This window comes from Pseudoalteromonas sp. BSi20429 (assembly GCF_000238895.1).
GTDB lineage: Bacteria > Pseudomonadota > Gammaproteobacteria > Enterobacterales > Alteromonadaceae > Pseudoalteromonas > Pseudoalteromonas arctica.
The window spans coordinates 43404-64529 of record NZ_BADV01000022.1 but is presented as its reverse complement, the minus strand read 5'-3'; the positions used below and the strand labels follow the sequence as shown (position 1 = coordinate 64529).

Sequence of the window (21126 nt, the reverse complement as noted above, 5' to 3'; positions counted from 1 at the left end):
AAAAATACCATATCAAACAAAGTTCAAGTTACGTATTTTTTATCTGAATCAACTAAAGCTAAATAGTTGGTAGCCTAATAATAATAGCAAGACCGCCTAGAGTGGCTTTTTCAGCAGCTATTTCACCATTATGGCCTTTAACTATATGCTGGCAAATAGATAAGCCCAAGCCCGAACCGCCCTCTTGGCGATTACGCGAACTATCTACTCGATATAAATACTCAAACAAATGCGATAAATGCGACTGCTCTACACCTATGCCATTATCTTCAATTATAAGCTCTAAGTAGGTTTGCCCTTTAATGCTTATATTATTAGCCGTTAATGAAATAGTGGTGCATTGTGCATAGTGCACGGCGTTCATTAAAATATTATCGAGCAGCTGCAAAAGGCGTGTTTTATCTGCTTGTACAGTTATGTGTTTAGCGCTATTTAGTAAGTAAATTTTTATATTATGTTGCTCAAGTATAACCTGATATTTTTGCTCAATAGTATTTAATAATAACGCCATGTTAGTGGGTTGCATAGTGTAATGCATACCCCCTAACTCTGCGCTATTGAGCATATGCAAGTCGTCTATTAAGCGTTTTAAATGCAATGCCTCGTCGTTAGCCGAGTTAATATTTTTTGCATTAGGCTCACGTATTCCAAGTAGCATAGCTTCAAGTTCACCGAGCAAAATACTCATTGGCGTTCTAAGCTCGTGAGAAATATTGGCAAGCCAGCGTTTGCGCACTTGCTCGTCTTTAGCGAGTGTAAATGCAAGAATATTAAAATCTTCGCTTAATTGGCCTAATTCGTCTTTTCGCTCAAGCGTAAGTTTGGTTTCGTAATTACCTTGCGTTAAGCGATGCATACCATTAGCAATTTGCTTTACTGGGCTAACTAAGTGACGAGACAATAAAAAGGTAACTAGCAATGTAAGCAATACAGCGGCTAAAGCAATAAACCATAAGTAGTTAGTTTGCTGCTGTAAAAAATCAAGCTCATAGCCATCAACCAAGCTATCTCTTTTAGAAACTGCTAAATAACCCACTATTTTATCGTTAACAATAATTGGGGTTGTTATATATTTTAAATCGCTGAGGTATCTACCCTCTACTCGCTGTTTATTTTCGTCAAGCAAAGCGTAGTGAGCAATATTTTCTGGCGGCGGGCGGCGCTCTTCCCCTAAACGAATATGATCGGGCGGCGGCCGTCGCATCATTCCCCCTCTGGGGCCTGGACCTTCTGGTGGCCTAGGTAAAAACTGGCTATTTTCTAGCTGCGATTCAATAAGTTTTCTAAAATTTTCGCCATTGCTAACAACACGTTCCCATGAGGGGGTTTTTTCGTATTGCTTTGCAAGTTGAACAACAAGTGGTTCAAGCGCTTTTACTTCTTTTGCATTAACAAAATCAATTACGCCTTGCCCTATACTCCATTGTATAAGTACTACTAGCCCTGCAATAACACTAAAGGTAAAACTAAATAGTATTAAAAAAAGTTTATTATGAATTTTCATTAATTCGTGTTTTCAACCTTGCTAGGAAAGCTTTCAAATCGGTATGTTATAAACTCTTTGGTTTGATCGTTAACATACAGCGTAGCAATTATTTTTTTGCCCTGAGTGGTCCAATACATATGACCATGATTATTTAAAGTAACCGATACGGTATTTATACCACTTTTAAATAAGTTAGCAGGTAAATGCAATGCATGTCCGTAAATTCGCTGTATTTTAACCCCATTTATATATAAATGAGCATGACCTTGTAAAAAGCCCGTGTCATCGTTTGTAGTAACGCTCATCATTTGCTGCATGTTCATTGCGCCCTCAGGGGGTACAGATAAATCATAGCGCTGCGTATCTAAAATTAAGTTATAACCCGACATACTATCTTTTAATAACTTAAGGCTTAATGCCGGAATTGGCGTATCACTTGGCACTGCTATAGGCATATGGCTATGATCCATCATTTCCTGCTGCGCAAAGAGCTTAAAGCTCAATAGCGCAGCAGTAGTTAGGATCAATGCGTATTTAAAATAACGCATAGTTACTCCTTAGCCTCTTGGTGGTGGACCCATTGTTTCGCCCGTATCACAGCGACCAATTGAATTATCAGCTAATTGACCTTTAAAACGAGGCCCAATTTGATAAGGGAAAGAAGGCTGTAATTTACCATCGCTGTCTAGCGTTAGTGTTATATGGTAGTGATAACCTTTGCCATCGTTAGTATCGTGGCCGTTATGCTCATCTAACTGTGCACCGGTTACTGTTTTTTGTGCATAGTAGAAGTCTTCAAAGTAATAACCATCGTCGGCATTTAATGTATTACCTGAAAGCGTAGTCACTTCTGCGCCAATAGCAGGACCTGCATCACTTGTTTGTGTGCCTAGGCTAACGTCGTATTGATCGACTAAAGTACAGCTTCGCTCGCCCTCAGTACCACAACCACCTTCACTTTCTGACGCGCCATAATCACGCATTTCCCAGCCACTTAATGCAAGTTGACCGTTACTTTCATAAGGACCATAAAGTGGATAACCATCAGCTGCAAACCCATAAATAGGTGAATGCGCATCGCCATCATCTTCAAGTAAATCAGCTAAGCAACTCGTGTAAAAATGGTGATGATATTCACCATTAGCAGCATGTCCGCCACACACATCAACATCGTATTGCTCTGCAATTGGCGCTAATGTATACCAAATATTATTACCGTAGCTCATACCATCGCCCCAGTTAAATATACTGGTGCCATTAACCATTAAGCCAACTGTACCTAAACCTGTTTCACAAGTTTCAGTGTCAGATAAATCGGTAGGTGTTATCGGAAAATACGCCTCAACTGTTTGTTCTGTCGGGCAACCTGGTCCTGGAGGCCAATAGCCTGCGCCGCCTGTGTCATCACAGTTTTCAGTGCTGCTGTTATAGCCAATATCTTCACCAAACGAAATGGTTTGCCCTACTGCTGCTGAGGTTACACCGTTATAAAAATCGGTAGCTGCACGCGGGCGGTTATTTAACGCGTCTACTTGGTCTTGTGTAAGCGTTACGTCATATTTAGGAATGTCAGTTGTTTGCACATACATGTATTCAACGTCAGCATCTTCCTCAGAAACAGTAACAACCTCAACTGATTGAACATCTTCAACCACTGCGCCATTGTTTTGTATATAAGTAGAGGTTGTATCGTTGTTAATTAACCAGCTGGTAAGTTTTGCACTATTATCAACTGTATCTGAGTCTGATGAAGCAATAACATTAACTATAACGGTATCTACAACGACATCGTTTGTGCCGTCATCTCCACTGATTTCAAATACAAGTGCTTCATCGGTTAAAACTTCAGGTGCAACAAACTCAGTAGACGTTGCAGTACTTGAAGATAAGCTAACGGTAGTGCCTGATGTTTGTGACCAGCTAACAGATACTTCGCCATCATCTTCAACTGTTGAACTTAAATAAACGGTATCGCCCGCATTAACAGTTTGGTCAATACCAGCATCAACCGTTGGAGCACTATTACTGACTGTCTCGCCGTCTGTTGCAGTACTTGTTGAATCGCTATTACATGCGCTTAAAGCGATACAAAGCGCACTTAACGCAAATAACTTAGTTGCATTAGCGGCTTTTGTTTTAAGAAGTGTTTTCAATGTTTGAACCTTTACTTTAACGTTTAATAAAACAAAGTTAACAAGTAAAAGTGCAAACAATGTGCACAAACTAAGGAAGAATAAACATAAGACTAGGGCGTGTTGATCTTTGGTGGTTGAATTTGCAGCAGTATGTTTGGTTTTTAGGCAAGGCAGAGCCTATGAACTGTGGTTATTCCCCATAAATAGGCGATAACGCAGCATAAAGACCAAACATGCGCTGCCCTTTGGGTTCTTTCTAGGGACGATTGACTCTTTGTTGCTCGGTTTTTACTTAGCCCACTAGGTTACAAACCTCGCGCCGCGATTAAATCGCCCCTAGATTGAACAAATTTCAATCCACAAAGATCAACACGCCCTAAATTTGTGGTCGTTTAAGTACAAATTTGTCTTTAGTGGTTGCATAATAATCCCCACCCATTCTACCTACCGCATCTAAAAGTGTTGGGTCAATATAACCGTCAACAAACACCTCATCGTCAACACAAATACCCACTATGTCTAACAACATCATTTGCCCGCCACCTGGCTCGCTTGAAATAGTAATAACTTCACGTAGCTTACACTCATAGCGTACTTTTGAATCAGCAACACTCGGCACTGCGACCATTTGGCTATCAATTTTAGTTATATTTGCAGCATCAAACTCACTAACATCACTAGGATAATTAGCACAGCTTTGATTCATTTTTTCAACCTGCTCATGACTCACAATGTTAATCACACATTCTTTAGTCGCTAATAAGTTAATTAATGTATCTTTACTTGGTTTATCGCGTGGATTTACTTGCGTCACACTCAATACTGGTGGGTTACAACTCGCTACTGTAAAAAATGAGTAAGGAGCAATATTAGCCACACCGTCGCTACTTAATGTACTTATCCATGCAATTGGACGAGGGCTGATCCCGCCAACTAAATACGAATAAACATTAAGCTCTTTATTTACAGTTAAATCTAAAAACATACTTTTCCTTTTAATACATTAAAACTAAATCTTAATTCAAGTTGGTTACGTATAGGTTTGGCTGACTCAGTTAAATAACAAGCTAATTTTTATCTCTATTTAAAGCAATAAACAAATTATATGAAAATAAACATCGTGTGGTTTAAACGTGATTTGCGTCTTAGCGATCATCAACCATTAAAAAATGCATTCAGTAATGGCTTACCTACCCTATTACTTTATAACTTTGAGCCATTATTGCTCGAAGATGCACACTACAATGACCGGCACTGGCGCTTTGTGTATCAATCAATAGTTGAGTTAAATAATCAGCTAGCGCGTTTTAACGCCTGTGTTTATATCTTTAATTTAAATATGAGCGATTTACTTGAATCGTTAAAGGCACAATTTGAAATAGTTAATATTTTTAGCCATCAAGAAATAGGCTTAAACAACACCTTTAAGCGCGATAAAGCAATAAAAGCATGGTGCCAGCATAACCATATTAATTGGCAAGAGTCGCAAACAGGCGCGGTTATTCGCGGCAAAAAAAATCGTAATAATTGGAACGAACGCTGGCAGCAAACAATGCAAGCACCTATTGCTGTTCCTAATTGGAAGAGTATAAAAACAATTACCCTCAATAACTACCAAACACCTGAGCTACCAAGCGCTTACACGCAAGATCACGACAGCTTTCAACAAGGTGGCCCGCTGCATGCCCGAACTGTAATGCAGAGCTTTTTTGCCGAGCGCGGTAAAGGTTATCAAAAAGGAATATCGAGCCCAAGTTTAAGCCAAACACATTGCTCCCGACTTTCGCCGTATTTAGCGTGGGGGAATATTAGCCTTAGGCAAGTGTATCAAATGGCCATTGATGAATATCATTCAAAACACCCTAACAAAAGAGGCTGGAAGCGCCCGCTTGCTGCGTTTGTATCGCGCTTGCATTGGCACTGCCACTTTATGCAAAAGTTTGAGAGCGAATGTTCTATGGAGTTTTTAGCCCTTAATCCGGGTTATCATGTATTTCCGTATCGTGATGATGAACATGTTAAAAACGATATTGAACGCTGGGCGCAAGGTCAAACAGGTATTCCCATTATTGACGCTTGCATGCGCTGCTTAAAAGCCACCGGCTATATAAACTTTAGAATGCGCGCCATGCTTGTAAGCTTTGTAACGCATCATTTAAATATAAGCTGGCAGCAAGCAAGCTTTCCTCTCGCTAATTACTTTTTAGATTTTGAGCCCGGAATTCACTACCCGCAAATTCAAATGCAAGCCTCGGTAACAGGCATTAACACCATTAGGCACTACAACCCAATTAAACAATCAGAAGATCAAGACCCAACAGGTTCGTTTATTAAAAAGTGGTGCCCCGAGCTTGAAAAACTCCCTATTGAATATTTACACCAACCTTGGGAGCAAACTCCAATGGAAGCACTCTTTAACGACTTTAAATTAGGGGAGGATTATCCCGAACCCATGCTTGATTTAACAGCGGCCTCAAAAGAAGCACGCGAGCGCTTATGGCAATACCGTGAGCGAGCCGATGTTAAACGCGCCATAGGGAGGATTCTTAAAAAGCACGTTGGGGGTACTCAAAAAGTTACTCGAACAAAAAGTAAAACGGATGCTAAAAGTAACAGCAAGGCTAAGTAAGCATGGCGCACAAAAAACTAAACTTACCTCAAAAAATATGCCCTATTTGTAATAAACCTTTTACGTGGCGTAAAAAATGGCAGCGCGACTGGGATAACGTTATTTATTGTTCAGAGCGCTGTAAGCGAAATAAACAGGGATAACAATTAACTGGCGTCTATTTTGCAACATCATCAGTAATTAATGCTTTTAAGGCTTTATATAAGTTTATTTTGTAAATAACGCTTAGCTAACCTGAAAAGCTTACACTCAAGCAAGGAGAAGATGATGACTATTAAAAAAACGGCTAGTTCAACATGGTCTGGCGATATTAAAACAGGCAAAGGTAGCATATCAACTCAAAGTGGCGCGCTTGATAAACAACCTTATGGTTTTAATACCCGCTTTGAAGATAAGGCAGGCTCAAACCCTGAAGAATTAGTAGGTGCAGCTCACAGTGCATGTTTTAGTATGGCACTTTCGCTTGCATTAGGTGATGCAGGCTTTACCGCAGATAAAATTGATACTAAAGCCACTGTAAGCCTTGATGAAGTAGATGACGGTTTTTCAGTAACGCATATTGCCCTTGAGGTAAAAGCGCGTATTGATGATATTCAAAACGAGCAGTTTCAAGCCTTATGTGAGCAAACCAAAAAGAGCTGCCCTATTTCCAAGCTCTTAAATACCGAAATATCACTAGATGCGACACTTCAATCAGCATTTTAAATATTTAGACTTAACTATTTAGACTTAACTATTTAGACTTAACTATTTAGACTTAACTGTTTAGACAGTTCCTTACTAAGCAAGCCAAGTAATTACTTGGCTTGCTTATTATAAAGAAGTATTTTTAGGTTTATTCCTACTCAAAGTACTTACTACAAGCCCTATTCCCATCCCAATTGCTGGCCATACTACCCACATATAACTAGGCGAAGTTAGTAAATTTATAACGCTTAGCAAAGTTAAAATAAGTAAAGATCCTTTAATTTTTTTGCCTAATGTCACTGTATTGCTCATTTATATTCTCCAAGTAATGTATGTCGCTATTATTGTTTTAATAAGCAGCGTACACACCTGCTAAATGTCACTAAGTGATCTGACATTAGTCATCACTTTTCATTTAATTACATAGTTATTTATTATGTATAAAAACATAAAAAACAATACTTTAATCTATTTGTGTTAGAATCTAATCTCAACTAACCTAAACAAATAAACATAAAAGGATGAGCTAAATGAGCGAAAAATCAAAAGATTGCGAAAAAGTTACGTGTAGTAACTGTGCTGACGCTAACGATCTCGAATTTGATTTTTCTATGGCTTTTCAACCGATTATAAACTGTAAAACTAATCTTATTTATGGCTATGAGGCACTAGTTAGGGGTTTAAATGGCGAGTCTGCTTATTCAATCATTTCAAAAGTGAATGAAGACAACCGCTATGCATTTGATCAGCTTTGTCGTATTAAAGCCATTCAACTAGCCTCAAAGCTGGGCATAACATCAATGCTAAGCATTAACTTTTTACCTAATGCTATTTATAAACCAGAGCGATGTATACGCACCACACTAGAAGCGGCAAAAAAGTATAACTTCCCAATTCAAAATATTATGTTTGAATTTACTGAAGTTGAAAAAATAGAAGACACCGCACACATTAAACGCATTGTTGATTACTATCAGTCTCTCGGATTTAAAACCGCCACTGATGACTTTGGTGCAGGTTATTCTGGTTTAAATCTGCTGGCTGATTTTCAAACAGATATTATTAAGCTAGATATGGCGCTAATACGCGATATAAGCAACGACAAAAAACGCCAATTAATAGTAACTCATTGCTTAAATATGTTTCGCGATTTAAATATTATCGCACTGGCTGAAGGGATTGAAACAGTAGAAGAATATACATGGCTTAAAAACGCAGGTGTTGAGCTTATGCAAGGGTATTTATTTGCCAAACCAAGCTTTGAAAACTTGCCTGAGGTAACCTACGTTTTTAATTAGGAAAATCTACAATACCCAAACACTTTATTACAATCATTTAATTGCCTTATAAAACCTCATAAATATAATACCCATTCTAGTAACAAATTTACTTAATTATAAGAAGGGATACTTATGCGCTTTTTAATGCCACTCACTTTACTCGCACTTAGCTGTACAGCGTCTGCAAACGTCGAGCAGTCAGAATCAAAACAATGGTTTAACTCTATAAACTACGCAAAAATTGATTCTGATTATTACAGTGATGATGTGTACGGGTTATCAACTCACTATTACTTTGAGGAACAGCAAAACTCAGGTGTGTGGGATGATTATGGCTACTTGGATACAGATAGTAATATAGGCTTAAATTATTTTAATTCAGATGGTTATAGTGGAAAAGGTATTTTTGGAGAAGGCTTTTACGGCAATGCTTTTGCAACTTTTGAACTACCTAATATTGGTGATGCCGACAACTATTCACTTGGTTTAGGTTACTTATTTGCTGATTCACTAAAAGTATCTGTTCGTATGTTAGATTATGAATATAGCGATACAGTTTATTTATTTAAAGCTCAATATAATCATGAAATTAATGACACCGACTACATTGGTTTTACTGTTGAAACAGATGATGAAACAGAGTCATGGGACCTATCATCACGTTACTTTGCCCATCTTTACGATGACAGTTATTTTGCTATAAATGTTGACTACCTAGATGTTGGCGACGACTCAGTTTTTAATGTGCTCGCAAACTATTACTTTAATAAACATGTTGCAGTCGGTATTGGCTCAAACGACTCTGATTTAGTTATTGAAGGTAAGTACTTTATTAATGATAGCTACTACTTCACAGCTAATTACACTGATAATGATAACTATGATGTATATAATCTTAGCTTTGTAGCCCAATTTTAATAAACACAAAAAAGCCGCCTTGCTGGGTCAGTTCAGTTAAACAAGGCGGCATTTTCTAAATAACTTTAGGTTACATATTACCTAGCTCTATCATCATCGCTGTGTACATACGTAAATTAAGCTCAAGTTGCTCAAGTGTCATAAATTCATGCTCTGAGTGACCTGTGTAGCGCTTACCCGGCATTGAAGGACCAAACGATACCGCATTATCAAACAGCTTTGCGTTAGTGCCACCACCTATTGATACAAAGTCAGCTTTTTCGTCGCCCGTAAAATGCTTAAAAATATCAAGCAGCTTTTGCGCATGCGGCGCGCTATCAAGCAGCATAGGTGTGCCAATAATTGTTTCTATGTTGGCAAGCGTTACATTGTTAGTGGCTTGCCAATTAGCGAGCGCATCATCAATTTGCTTTTGTAATACAGCTTCGTCTTTACCCATAGGGCGACGTGCATTTACAGCAAGTGTTAGCGCATTACCATCGCGCTCAATAACGGTTGGTGCCACTGTCATCGGGCCCATAAAGTCGTGCTTGTAAGCTATTTCGCCAAACTGTTTACCATGAATATCTAAACCAATTAACTGATTCACAAAGTCGATTAGCTCACCGTCACTGTTATTTTCAAGCTCCACGCCTTTAAATAACTCAGCTAAATACGCAATCGCATTTATACCCGACTCCGGCTCTGATGAATGCGCTGACATACCTTTAACACTTATTGTTAAGGCATCATTTTGCTCACTAAAGTTAAACTCAACTTTATTTAATGTCTTGGCTTTTGCTTTTAATGTATTAATAAGTGCAGCGTCTGCATTGTGAAGTACTAAGCTGGCATCTTCTGGAATTTGGCTTCTAAACGCACCGCCAGTTACGTCCTTTACATATAAACCCGTTTGTGGCGATGTTGCATTAAAGGTAGGTGCAATTAAGCTCCAGCCTTTCTCAGCAACCACTACAGGGTATGATGCATCAATCGTTACTGCATATTTTGGTTGTTCATACGTTTTCATAAATTGAGTAAGCGGACCCCAATCAGACTCCTCAGCAAGATAAATCATCAGCTCAATACGGTTATTAAGCGTTATGCCTTTATCTTTAATTGCTTTCATGGCGTAAAGCGCTGTTGCTATTGCACCTTTATCGTCTTCCGTACCACGACCAACTAATTTTCCCGGTTCAGATGTATCAATAATAAAAGGACTTTGTTTCCATTTACTAGCATTAGCAGGTTGCACGTCGCCGTGGGTTACTACCGTTACTTTTTCGCTTTGCTCGCCCATACCTATTAATACGGTGTAACCTAAATCTTGATAGTCAAAACCAAGCTCTGCGGCTTTCATTTTTAAAAGTGCTTTAAAGCCAATAAAATCGGGATTTTGAGGAGCGGCAATATCGCTCTTATTAACGGTCGGAAAAGCCACTAAGTTAGTTAGTGTGTGTATTTGAGCATTTTGGTAGGTATTTACTGCGTAATCGGCAACGCTATCAATATTTTTATTTAACTGCGCATGAGCACCAAACGCAAATAAAGCAATACTGGCTAAAGCTAACTTTTTCAAAACAATTCCCATTTAATTAATAACTAAGAGCGGTAATTATAACGCTATGAAGCGCTTACTTATAGCTCTTTACGCTAAACACACAGGTAACTTAAGCTGAATATTTATATAGCAGCTTTTATGAGGATGACTGTATAATGCGCGACTTAAAATTAACAGGGTATTTAATTGTGAACCGTCGTAAAAAAATCGTCACTAAATTTCAAAAGAAAGATAAACGCACTAACGCTAAACTACATAAAAGCAACAAACCTGGTTATGTGTCAAAAGCTGAGCGCGAAAAACTAGCTGAACAAGAAAGTAATGAGCCACAGGCAACCCAAGAGTAACTCTACGTTACCTGTTGCTTTGATAGTTTAAAGTGGCAAAAGTACCGACCACTTACATAACCAACTACTGCCGAGGCAACTATAAGTTCAAACGTAGCTAAGTAATTAACTGTATCTACATATGGCATTGCGAGGTTTATACTTTGCATCCAATCAGCCATTTTAAATAATGCAGTTGCCCCAATAACCATTGGAAACGTAAAGGCAGCGTAGCTAGGCGTAAAAGGTCTGCGTAATAACTTTATAAATAACACATAAACAATCAGTGTTTTTATTATCGCTAATATAAATAATGCGCCCACTATAAAGAGTGATGGATTAGCTACAATATGAAAATACCCCGCTAATGTTAAACTGGCAGGCGCTGCTAAAATGGCAAGTGTTGGCTGTATTTCGTAGTCACTTTTTAATGCTAATAAAAAGCGATAAAACATAATTGGCAGCATAATACTGTACGTTGATATACCAATCACCAGTGCGCTATAAGCTAACCACGCTAATGTCGGATTTCCCGAAAAAGTAACATCTGCAATAATTATCCCCACTGGCGGCACAAACCAGCTGGGCGCCATATCCTCAAAGTTAAACTTTTTTGCTCGCTGGTATAAAAAACTCACCAAAAATGTGAGATGCAGCACAAAAGCTAAAACCCACATAATGTCGCCAGCTAATGAATTAAATTGCCCAACTGAGTTTGAAATAACAAGATTAGCCATTGCAAATGTAGGGATCACACTTCCTGCAACTGGGTGTGCTAAATCGGCTTTTAATAAATGAGGGTGTAGTAAAAACTTAGCAGCCAAAAGTAAAACTAATACGCCAGCTAGTACCGCTCCCAAAAATTGCCCTTGGGAGTTTAAATTAAAAACGTTTTCCCATGCCCATCCCATACTAGCAATACCCAAAGCTAAACCGGCCATAGCTGTTGGCGCACCCATCACTTTATTTTTAAATTGCTTAAACACTGTATTTCCTAATTATTGGGTGATGAACAAGTTACTGCTTTTTACTGCATTGCCTTAAAATAACGCTGTAAAATTAGTACATGCGTGCTTAATAGAACGCTTTTTGCATACAAATATTTCATAAAAATAAGTTTACGGCTTACATATTAAAACGCAAAAAAAGCCATAACACAGTTATGGCTTTTGCTTTATTTTTAATAATTTAGTTTAGTTAGAACGCGTAACTAACGCTTACATTAAATGAACGACCCTGCCCAGCAAGTTGTTCAAACCCGTTGCTGCTATCTTGTTTAAGTGCCGCAACACTTACACCACCTAATGGGAGCTGGTAATACTCATCAAACACGTTACTCACTTCAGCACTTAGCGTTAATGAATCCCATGTGGCTTTAGAGCTTAAATTAACCAGGCTGTAGCTGTCTGTTTGGTTTTCAAAACGATCATTATCTACACGGCTTTTAGTATCGACCCACTGCCAAGATAATGCGTTTTCAAATCGACCTATTTGCTGGCTAATACCTAGCTGAGTTTGCAGTGGTTTAATTTGATAAAGTGGCTGATTAGTATCGTCGCGCTTGCCTCTCGTATTAGCAACATTAGCGTGTAACTGCCAGTTACCTAAATCCTTAGATTCATAAATATTGGCTGTTAAATCTATTTTTGCACCATACAAAATAGCATCTACATTAGTAAACTGAAAAATGTTACGCGCAGTGTTGTCCAAATCATAACTATTGAAGCTTCTTACAATATCAGCATCAATATAGTCACTCACATCTGTATACCAAACATTGGTGCTTAATCGCCAACCATCATCTTTAGCCGATTTAATATAAGTAGCACTTATTGTATGCGCTGTTTCAACGTCTAAATCAGGATTACCAATGTAGCCATTACCATCGCCATACCAACCAATCATGGTGGTTGCCATGGTACTTACACCCCAACTATATCGCTCGTATAAATTAGGTGCTCGGTTTTTACGGGCAAGACCAAATTGCAGCTCATCATAATTTGTTATTTGGTAATTAATTAATAAGTTAGCATCAACTATAGTGTCGGTTTTATCTCTGTCGCCAGCATTAAAGTTCTGTGCAGCAATGGTATTATCTGTAGACGTATCGCTCATGGTCATACTTTCCATACTACCCATGTCGCTCATATCGTCCATATCCGTCATGCTCATGTCATCGTTGTAAGATTGAACCTCTCCAACGTGGGTATTAATACTTTCAATACGTACGCCTGCGTTTAACCATAACTTTGTATTTACTTGGCTCTCAAATTCAGCAAATGCCGCTATGCGCTCTCGTTTACCGTTATTTACATTTACGTAATCGCCTGGTCCCATCATGGTTGAGCCTTCAATACCTGGCCACCAATCATCAATACTGTAATTGTAATATTCTTGACCGAGTAAAATACTGCTGTTTTTATCAAGCGCAATACGCCATTTAAGCTGCGTACTTATATCTTGTGCATCGGTTTTCATTCGCATCATGCCTGTTTTTTCTTCACTGAAAAAACCCATTTCGTGCTTTACGCTATGCCAGTTAACTTGCCCTTCAAGCTCGCTGTTTTCAAAGGAGCGTTTGTATTGAGCTATTGCACCGTAGCTGGTGTTATCGGTCATATCCATATACTGATTTGCAAATCCCTGATACGGGATTTTTTGATGCGTTAGCTTTATAACTAATTGCTGTTTATCATCGCGCATAGCTGCGGTTAAACTATGATTTTGTGCTCGATACAATGTATCTAATACTACATCGCCGTTACCGTCTTCATAACTATCTGCGTCACTAAACGAACCCTGATAATTAAGGCTAAACGTGTCACTTGCTAAACGTGCACCAACGCCAAGTTTACGTCCGTTATCAACGCTACTGTACTTTGCTGACACATAACCTGAGTGCCAACCTAATTCATTGCTATCGCTATACTGTGGTGAAATAGAATTAACGCTTATTACACCGGCAATATTATCCCCGCCCGCGCTTACTGGCGACACGCCTGCAACCACATTGTAAGACGTAATTTGATTAGCCGAGATATACGAAAGTGGCGGGTTCATATGATTAGCGCATGCAGCGGTTACATCTGCACCATCAACTAACACTTTAACTCTGTCGCCCATTAAACCATTTAAAATAGGTAAGTTAGATACGCCGCCCGCTGCTGAAAAATCGACACCTAAATCACTTAATAACGATTCTGACGAACCAAGTGCTAAATGCTTATTTTGAGCATGTCCGTGTACTTCAATCACTTCTAAAGGCGTATCGTCGGCAAATGCAAAAGGAGATAGCACACCGCTAATAAAAAGTGCGACAGGAGTTAGTAAATATGTTTTTTGAGTTTTGCTTTTATAAACCATTGTTAATTTATGCCACTGTAATAATTGGCGTAATTATAGTGTGAGTTGCAAAAGCAAAAGCGCGACATATTGTCGCACTTTATCAATTTAGAATGTTGTTAGGTGTGTTTGAGCACATAAGAAGGCAGCTTTAAACATAGGAACATGCAATTAACTAAGTATTTAACTTAGCTACCGTTTGAGAAACAATATCGGCTCCACGTTCAATCTCTTTAATGACCTCAGACACATTAGCAATAAGCTCTCTTCCTTGTTTTGATGAGTCTGAAACTGACGTTATTTGCTTTGATATATCATTAGTGAGCTCTTGGTTATTTTTAACAACACTTGCTATTTCATTAGTAGAGCGACTCGTGCTGGCTGCAAGCTGCCTTACTTCATCAGCTACTACAGCAAAACCTCGACCATAATCACCAGCACGCGCTGCTTCTATTGCGGCATTAAGTGCCAGTAAATTAGTTTGATCCGCAATGCTGCTAATTGTCGAAACAATGGAGCCTATGACCGCAGACTGTTCATTAAGATTTTTTATTAAATCTACCGATTTAAGTACTTGGCTTACAATGGCGTCGGAGTTCGCTATAGAGTTTTGTAGTATTTCAGAGCCTTTTTTAGCGGTTGTAGCAGTAGCTACCGCCGATTCATGTGCTATTGCAGCGGCTTCTGTCACTGCACTGTTATTGTTAATTCGATCGGTAATATTTGATGCAAACTTAATTATTTTAATTACATTACCTTTGCTATCTAAAATTGGGTTATAAGTTGCTTCTAACCAAATTTCTGAACCGTCGGCGGCAATACGTTTAAATTTTCCTGACTTAAACTGCCCCTGCGCTAATTCACTCCAAAAGCGTGGGTTTTTCTCATAAAACAATTTAGTACAAAACATTTTATGATGCTTGCCTACAATGTCTTTTAAGCTATAACCTATTGTTGCTAAAAAGTTTTGGTTCGCCTTTAAAATATTACCCTCTGGGGTAAACTCTATTGTAGCCAAGGCTTTGTCGAGTGCATTTGCAATAGCTTCTTGCGCTTTTCTTTGTATGTAACTGGTCGTAATATCAGAGGCTATTTTAATAACTTTGGTGACTACGCCGCGCTCTTCTACAGGAAAGTAAGTTGCCTCAAGCCAAAGCTTATCGCCATTAGCTTTGTACCTTAAAAACGAGCCTGCTTTAGAATTCCCTGTTTTTAATGCTTGCCAAAATTGACTATATTCGTTTGACTTTGCATATTCAGGTTCGCAAAACATACGATGATGCTTACCAATTATTTTCTCTTTGCTATACCCAATCGTTTTTAAAAACAACTGGTTTGCGTCTAATATTATTCCATCAGGTGTAAACTCTATATAAGCAACGTGCTTATTAATTGCCGATAAAATAGATTGTTTTTGAATTAATTGAAGCTCCATTTCTTCAATTTTTGCGTTTCTTTTAGAAATACCAAACATATAAAAACCTTAAGGAGTAAATTAGTACAAAAATTAGCAAATTAATGTGATATCAATATGTAGCTGTACTGTAAATATAAGCTTTAAATAACCTTTCGGCTAATATTTAATATCTTATATATATATGCTTTATAAATAGTTTTTTTATTTTATAAATGTTAAGTAGTATTTTCTTCTAATTAACATTTTAAAAACCTAATAAAACCACTAATTTATGCATGACTCTGTACTTTTTTTAACTTAAAATAGCGCCCTCACAGACTACCCTCTCACACCAAAATTTAAGCATACACATAATATGTCCTATTCAAGATCTATTGTGCAGTTTCATTTTTAAAATTAAACCTTAAGGGATCATCTATGACATCAGATGTAACGTCGGCATCTAGTCAACTTAACAGAACCGCTATTTTACTCGTATTAGCGCTAGGCACATTTATTTTAGGATTATCTGAGTTTTCGATGATGCCTATGCTGCCACTAATTAGCGAAACATTTGGCTCAACGCCATCACAAAGTGGCTATGCAATTAGTGCTTACGCCATTGGTGTTGTAGTGGGCGCCCCTATTTTAATGCTTACCACTGCTAATATGAGAAAGCGCAAAGCATTGCTCATATTTATAAGCTTAATGTTTGTCTCAAACGGATTAAGCGCGATGGCAACGTCGCTTGAGCAGCTTGTAATATTTAGATTTTTAAGTGGTTTACCTCATGGTGCATATTTTGGCGCGGCTATTTTATTAGCATCGGATATTGCCCCAAAAGGTAAGCGTGCTAGCTTTATGTCTAAGGTGTTTATGGGTTTAACTGTGGCCACTATTGTTGGTGTGCCTGTTGTAACACTTGTGGGTCAAAACCTTAGTTGGCGGTATTGTTTAGCCGGCGCTGCAGTGCTTGCATTTATTGCTTTTATTTTTGTTTATAAAGTAGTGCCTAATATAGATAACGCTAAGCCTTCTAACTTACTAAACGAGTTTGGCGTACTTAAAAACAAACTGGTTTGGTCTATTTTGGGTATTGTAATTATTGGCTTTGGCGGGGTATTTTGTATTTATACTTACATTGCCGACACCATCTTAGTGGTAACAAAAACAGCCCCATATACTATTTCTATCGCAATGGTAATGTTTGGTATTGGTTGTACGCTCGGTAACTATGTACTGGGTAAAGCAGCCGATAAATCAGCAATTAAAACGACTGGCCTTGCGCTTGTATGTACCATTGTATTTGCCTTTGCTTATGTAACGGCAAGCCATAATATTTGGGCTCTTTATGCAGTGATCTTCTTTATTGGTTGCAGTGTGGGCTTGGCTACGCTGATTCAAACGCTTTTAATGGACGTTGCACCCGAAGGCCACGCTATGATTGGTGCCTTAGTACAGTGCGCATTTAATACTGCCAATGCTATAGGCCCTTGGGTCGGTGGAATTGCAATAGCACAGGGTGCTGCACCTAATCAAACAGGTTACGTAGCAGCTGCATTATTTTTAGGTGGTTTGGGTATGTGGCTACTAAGTTACTTACAACTAAATAAACAGCAACCAACAGCGCAAGCTACTAATTAACTTGAGTTCAGATTAATTTAAAATACAAAAAGAGCCGCTAATTAGCGGCTCTTTTATTTTTAATTTACCTAGGGCCTGTTGACCTTTCAGGTTCAAAATTTGTTCAATCTAGGGGCGATTTAATCGCGGCATGAGGTTTGTAACCTAGTGGGCTCGATAACTGCTCCTGCGTTATTCTACTGGCTTACATCCATGTAAGAATAAGTAAAAACCGAGCAACAAAGAGTAAATTGCCCCTAGAAAGAACCCAAAGGGCAGCGCATGTTTGGCATTTATGCTGCGTTATCGCCTACTTACGGGGAATAACCACACTACATAGGCTCTGCCTTGCCTAAATACCAAACAGTCTGCTGCAAATTTAACCTCGAAAGATAAACAGGCCTTAGTAAATTAAGCGTTTAACGATGCCATATCAATAACAAAGCGGTATCGTACGTCTGACTTTTCCATACGCTCGTATGCAGTGTTAATTTCGTCAATGTTGATCATTTCGCACTCAGGTAGCACGTTATTTTCACCACAAAAGTCGAGCATTTGTTGCGTCTGTGCAATACCACCAATAAGTGAGCCTGCAATACGACGGCGACCCATTAATAATGGCACCGTGCTTAGCTCATCTACAGGACCAACTTGGCCTACAATAACTAAAGTACCATCTACATCAAGTAGTGGTGTGTAAATAGATAAATCATGTTTTACAGGTACCGTATCTATAATGACGTCAAAGGCAGATTGCGAGTCTTTCATTTCGTCATCATTAGATGACACTAAGTAATGCTGAGCACCCAATTTAACCGCATCATCTTTTTTAGACTCACTACGGCCAATTACCGTAACGCTTGCGCCCATTGCAACTGCATTTTTAACGGCCATATGGCCAAGTCCGCCTAGACCAACAACACCAACACGGCTACCTTTTTTTACGCCCCATTTATGAAGTGGCGAGTAAGTAGTAATACCTGCACAAAGTAGCGGTGCTACGCGAGAAAGGTCTAAATTTTCTGGTACGGAAAGTACGAATTCTTCGCGTACAACAACATGTTTAGAATACCCACCTTGGGTCATTTCACCACTAATGCGGTCTTTGCCTGCGTAAGTACCAATCATACCTTCGCGGCAAAATTGCTCTTCATCGTTATCACATTGATCGCAGCTTTGGCACGAATCAACCATACAACCAACAGCAACCGTGTCGCCTTGCTTGTATTTTTTAACGTCGCTACCTACCGACATAACTTTACCAACAATTTCATGCCCAGGTACTAATGGGTAGTCACTGCCACCCCAATCATTTCGTACGGCGTGTAAATCTGAATGGCACACACCACAGTATAAAATTTCAATTTCTACATCGTTATTTCGTAAATCGCGGCGCTCAAAAGAAAACTCTGTCAATTCAGAACCTTGGCTTTTTGCTGCATATCCTACTGTTTTCATAATAACTCCATAGTGGTTAAAAATTTAAATCATCAACAGCATAGTACATAGCCTGTGAATAGAACCTGACAATATAAAATAGGCACAAAAAAAGCCCAAACAGTGTTTGGGCTTAATCGTTAGGACTAGGGAGCTAAATTTAATTATTTTGCAAGTAAGCTGTTTAATTCATTAATAATTGAATGAATGCGCTCTGCATTTTTTCCTAAATCACTACGCCCTACTCGCGACTTACTACGAATATCAACAAAACGTTGGCTGCCTTCATCTTTAATACGAATAACCACATCGTCTTTAAAACCAAACCACGTTGTTGTATCGGTAGCTTCCACAATACCTGTAGCCGTATTTGCACTTACCAATGCAAAGCCAAGATTTTTAACTGCTTGTTCGCTTGCTGTCATTAAATCGGCTTTAGATTGTGCAAAGCTTAAAGTTACCAGCTCAGGGTATGCTTTGCGTTGCTGTACTGCCGTTTCTTCACCCGCGTATTCTACTGGGTTAGATGCATTTGCACGCAGTGGTGCAATTGCTACAAATTTTGGTGGATTAACTAAATCAGTTGAAATGTCATGAATTGCCGGTACGCCTTCAGCCTTGTTCATCATATTAAGTGGCATAGCAATGGCCACAACCGAAAATACAAGTGCAATAACACCACTACTTAGCGTTAACGTTTTACGCATAAATAGCGCTTGTATTATAAGTAGCACCAATGCAGCGCCACCAGCGTAAACGCCAAATCTAAATCCCGTAAACGCAACCTTCAGTTCTACAATACCAAATTTATACAAAGGCCCCGGCAGTATGACGAGTAAAAAAGCGATTAAACTAACTAAGCTCACTAAAACTTTCATTTTATGATTCCTATATTGTGTGATTTTTATTATTAAAACAGATAAGCACTATCAACCGGTAGCTTATACTACTAACAAGTGCTTTTAGATTACTATTAGCGACTAATTACACAAAAAAGTCCAATGTTGTGTGATCAAAGTTACTCAAGTTTGGAAAGATATCAACAAGCTCAGAGCTTGGCACACCAAACCACTGAGCCAGTGTGGCAAAGTACTGCTCATTAGCAACACTTGGAATTAAACGCCCGCCACCGGTATCTTGTGGGCCATCCAAATGTTGAGTTAGTAGCTCGCCATATATATTGCCGCCTTTTACTGCGCCGCCCATTACTATTTGGTTCCCTGCCCAACCATGGTCAGTGCCATCGCCATTTGAGGTCAACGTGCGACCAAAATCAGACATAGTAAACGCAGTCACTTTATCTGCCATATCAAGCTCTTTCATCGCGCTATCAAATTCACTTAACCCTTGAGCTAACGTATTTAGTAAAGCAGGGTGCGTTGTTAATTGGTTATCGTGCGTATCATACCCCCCCATAGAAACAAAAAACACTTGGCGCTGAGTGCTCAATCTTGCCTGTACGCTAATTGTTTTAGCGACTGCTGCAAATTGCTCACTAAGACTATTATCGCTAAATGGGGTAATAAGTGCAGGCGCGCTTTCTAACGCGCTGTTCATTGCTTGAGTGTTATTTATCGCACTTGTTAAGCCATTGGCATAAGCTGTACTTAACGGATGGCTTGTATTGCCTAGTAAGCGGTTCATAATAGAAGTTACGTGCTCACTACGAGGTTGATACCCTCCAAACGCGTTAATACTACTAATGCCACTTTTGTTAAGCGCAAATGCATTGCTAGCACTTCCCGTTTGCCATAAATTAGTACCGTCGAGTGATACATTAGCTGCAAACTCATCTTGTAGCTCTAAACGTTCTAAAAGTCGTGCGCCCCACCCGCTATTAAGTGATTGTTTTTCTCGACCATACATCCATGCAGCTTGCTGATCGTTATGCGAGAACAAATGCTTAGGCAAACCTATTGTTTTATTTTTATAGTCACTCAATGTTGTGGGAGCGAGTAAAGTACCGACCCCACCTATAAATGCTAAATTTTGAGATTCAAACACATTTTGTATAGGTTCAAGTGAGGGATGAATACCGACTCCACCGGCAAACTGGCTTTTAATACTTAACTCAAGTGGGCTCTCTACAGCCAGGTTCTGCCTACTTTTCTCGTAAACACTACGTTGCTCGCCTTCAAGCGGAACTAGCATATTTAACGAATCATTCCCTCCATATAAATACACACACACTAATGCTTTGTAATCTCCTAGCTCAACTGCATTAGTCGCTCCAGTTAATGCTTGTAATTGCAGGCTCGTTAACGCGGCAGCCGATACACTGCCTTTTACACATAACGACAAAAACTCTCTTCTATTAATGCTCATTA

General features: G+C 38.9%; 19 protein-coding genes. 7 read left to right on the top strand and 12 right to left on the bottom strand.

Going from position 1 to position 21126, the window contains the following annotated elements:
* Positions 1 to 58 precede the first annotated feature (58 nt).
* The 4 genes from P20429_RS15265 to P20429_RS15280 form a co-directional block, all read right to left on the bottom strand.
* On the bottom strand, positions 59 to 1504 hold the full coding sequence (locus P20429_RS15265) for an ATP-binding protein (protein WP_007581273.1): 1446 nt from the start codon (positions 1502 to 1504) through the stop codon (positions 59 to 61).
* Positions 1504 to 2034, bottom strand: a complete 531-nt coding sequence (locus P20429_RS15270) for a hypothetical protein (protein WP_007581271.1) — start codon at positions 2032 to 2034, stop codon at positions 1504 to 1506. The genes P20429_RS15265 and P20429_RS15270 overlap by 1 nt, the downstream gene beginning before the upstream one ends.
* A gap of 9 nt (positions 2035 to 2043) precedes the next feature.
* Positions 2044 to 3699, bottom strand: a complete 1656-nt coding sequence (locus tag P20429_RS15275; protein WP_007581269.1) for a YHYH protein — start codon at positions 3697 to 3699, stop codon at positions 2044 to 2046.
* Positions 3700 to 3997: 298 nt separating this feature from the next.
* The gene (locus tag P20429_RS15280) at positions 3998 to 4606 is read right to left on the bottom strand and encodes a flavin reductase family protein (RefSeq protein ID WP_007581267.1); all 609 of its coding nucleotides are present in this window, start codon (positions 4604 to 4606) and stop codon (positions 3998 to 4000) included.
* 120 nt (positions 4607 to 4726) lie between these two features.
* On the opposite strand from P20429_RS15280, the gene P20429_RS15285 reads away from it, so the two are divergent.
* The 3 genes from P20429_RS15285 to P20429_RS15290 all read left to right on the top strand — a co-directional run bounded on the left by P20429_RS15285 (position 4727) and on the right by P20429_RS15290 (position 6955).
* Positions 4727 to 6250 carry a cryptochrome/deoxyribodipyrimidine photo-lyase family protein gene (locus P20429_RS15285; RefSeq protein ID WP_007581265.1) on the top strand — a complete coding sequence of 508 codons (1524 nt, stop codon included), beginning with the start codon at positions 4727 to 4729 and terminating at the stop codon, positions 6248 to 6250.
* A 2-nt stretch (positions 6251 to 6252) separates the two neighbouring features.
* On the top strand, positions 6253 to 6393 hold the full coding sequence (locus P20429_RS20245; protein WP_002958154.1) for a DUF2256 domain-containing protein: 141 nt from the start codon (positions 6253 to 6255) through the stop codon (positions 6391 to 6393).
* 124 nt (positions 6394 to 6517) lie between these two features.
* Complete coding sequence (locus tag P20429_RS15290) at positions 6518 to 6955, top strand: OsmC family protein (RefSeq protein WP_007581262.1); 438 nt, start codon at positions 6518 to 6520, stop codon at positions 6953 to 6955.
* A 108-nt stretch (positions 6956 to 7063) separates the two neighbouring features.
* Here P20429_RS15290 and P20429_RS15295 read toward each other — a convergent pair whose 3' ends face one another.
* Positions 7064 to 7249, bottom strand: coding sequence for a 2TM domain-containing protein (locus P20429_RS15295; protein ID WP_007581259.1), 186 nt, complete (start codon positions 7247 to 7249; stop codon positions 7064 to 7066).
* Between the two features lie 218 nt (positions 7250 to 7467).
* Between P20429_RS15295 and P20429_RS15300 the strand changes: the two genes are divergently transcribed.
* Both P20429_RS15300 and P20429_RS15305 read left to right on the top strand, forming a co-directional pair.
* Complete coding sequence (locus P20429_RS15300; RefSeq protein WP_007581257.1) at positions 7468 to 8235, top strand: EAL domain-containing protein; 768 nt, start codon at positions 7468 to 7470, stop codon at positions 8233 to 8235.
* Between the two features lie 114 nt (positions 8236 to 8349).
* A complete protein-coding gene (locus P20429_RS15305) occupies positions 8350 to 9135 on the top strand; it encodes a putative porin (RefSeq protein WP_007581254.1) in 786 nt (261 codons plus the stop codon).
* A gap of 70 nt (positions 9136 to 9205) precedes the next feature.
* Here P20429_RS15305 and P20429_RS15310 read toward each other — a convergent pair whose 3' ends face one another.
* Positions 9206 to 10693, bottom strand: coding sequence for a dipeptidase (locus P20429_RS15310; protein ID WP_007581252.1), 1488 nt, complete (start codon positions 10691 to 10693; stop codon positions 9206 to 9208).
* Positions 10694 to 10830: 137 nt separating this feature from the next.
* On the opposite strand from P20429_RS15310, the gene P20429_RS15315 reads away from it, so the two are divergent.
* A complete protein-coding gene (locus P20429_RS15315) occupies positions 10831 to 11022 on the top strand; it encodes a DUF2986 domain-containing protein (protein WP_007581250.1) in 192 nt (63 codons plus the stop codon).
* A gap of 2 nt (positions 11023 to 11024) precedes the next feature.
* On the opposite strand, the gene P20429_RS15320 is transcribed toward P20429_RS15315, so the two are convergent.
* From P20429_RS15320 to P20429_RS15330, 3 genes are all read right to left on the bottom strand, one after another.
* Positions 11025 to 11987 (bottom strand): TDT family transporter, encoded by a 963-nt coding sequence (locus P20429_RS15320; protein WP_007581248.1) that lies wholly within the window; start codon positions 11985 to 11987, stop codon positions 11025 to 11027.
* A gap of 211 nt (positions 11988 to 12198) precedes the next feature.
* A complete protein-coding gene (locus P20429_RS15325) occupies positions 12199 to 14364 on the bottom strand; it encodes a TonB-dependent receptor (protein WP_007581246.1) in 2166 nt (721 codons plus the stop codon).
* A gap of 154 nt (positions 14365 to 14518) precedes the next feature.
* On the bottom strand, positions 14519 to 15817 hold the full coding sequence (locus tag P20429_RS15330; protein WP_007581244.1) for a PAS domain-containing methyl-accepting chemotaxis protein: 1299 nt from the start codon (positions 15815 to 15817) through the stop codon (positions 14519 to 14521).
* Positions 15818 to 16177: 360 nt separating this feature from the next.
* On the opposite strand from P20429_RS15330, the gene P20429_RS15335 reads away from it, so the two are divergent.
* Positions 16178 to 17383 carry an MFS transporter gene (locus tag P20429_RS15335; RefSeq protein WP_007581242.1) on the top strand — a complete coding sequence of 402 codons (1206 nt, stop codon included), beginning with the start codon at positions 16178 to 16180 and terminating at the stop codon, positions 17381 to 17383.
* A gap of 390 nt (positions 17384 to 17773) precedes the next feature.
* On the opposite strand, the gene P20429_RS15340 is transcribed toward P20429_RS15335, so the two are convergent.
* From P20429_RS15340 to P20429_RS15350, 3 genes are all read right to left on the bottom strand, one after another.
* Positions 17774 to 18820, bottom strand: a complete 1047-nt coding sequence (locus P20429_RS15340) for an NAD(P)-dependent alcohol dehydrogenase (protein ID WP_007581239.1) — start codon at positions 18818 to 18820, stop codon at positions 17774 to 17776.
* Between the two features lie 143 nt (positions 18821 to 18963).
* Positions 18964 to 19677: a DUF1499 domain-containing protein gene (locus P20429_RS15345; protein WP_007581237.1), complete on the bottom strand. Its 714-nt coding sequence runs from the start codon at positions 19675 to 19677 to the stop codon at positions 18964 to 18966.
* A 106-nt stretch (positions 19678 to 19783) separates the two neighbouring features.
* Positions 19784 to 21124, bottom strand: coding sequence for a DUF1501 domain-containing protein (locus P20429_RS15350; protein ID WP_007581235.1), 1341 nt, complete (start codon positions 21122 to 21124; stop codon positions 19784 to 19786).
* Positions 21125 to 21126: the final 2 nt, after the last annotated feature.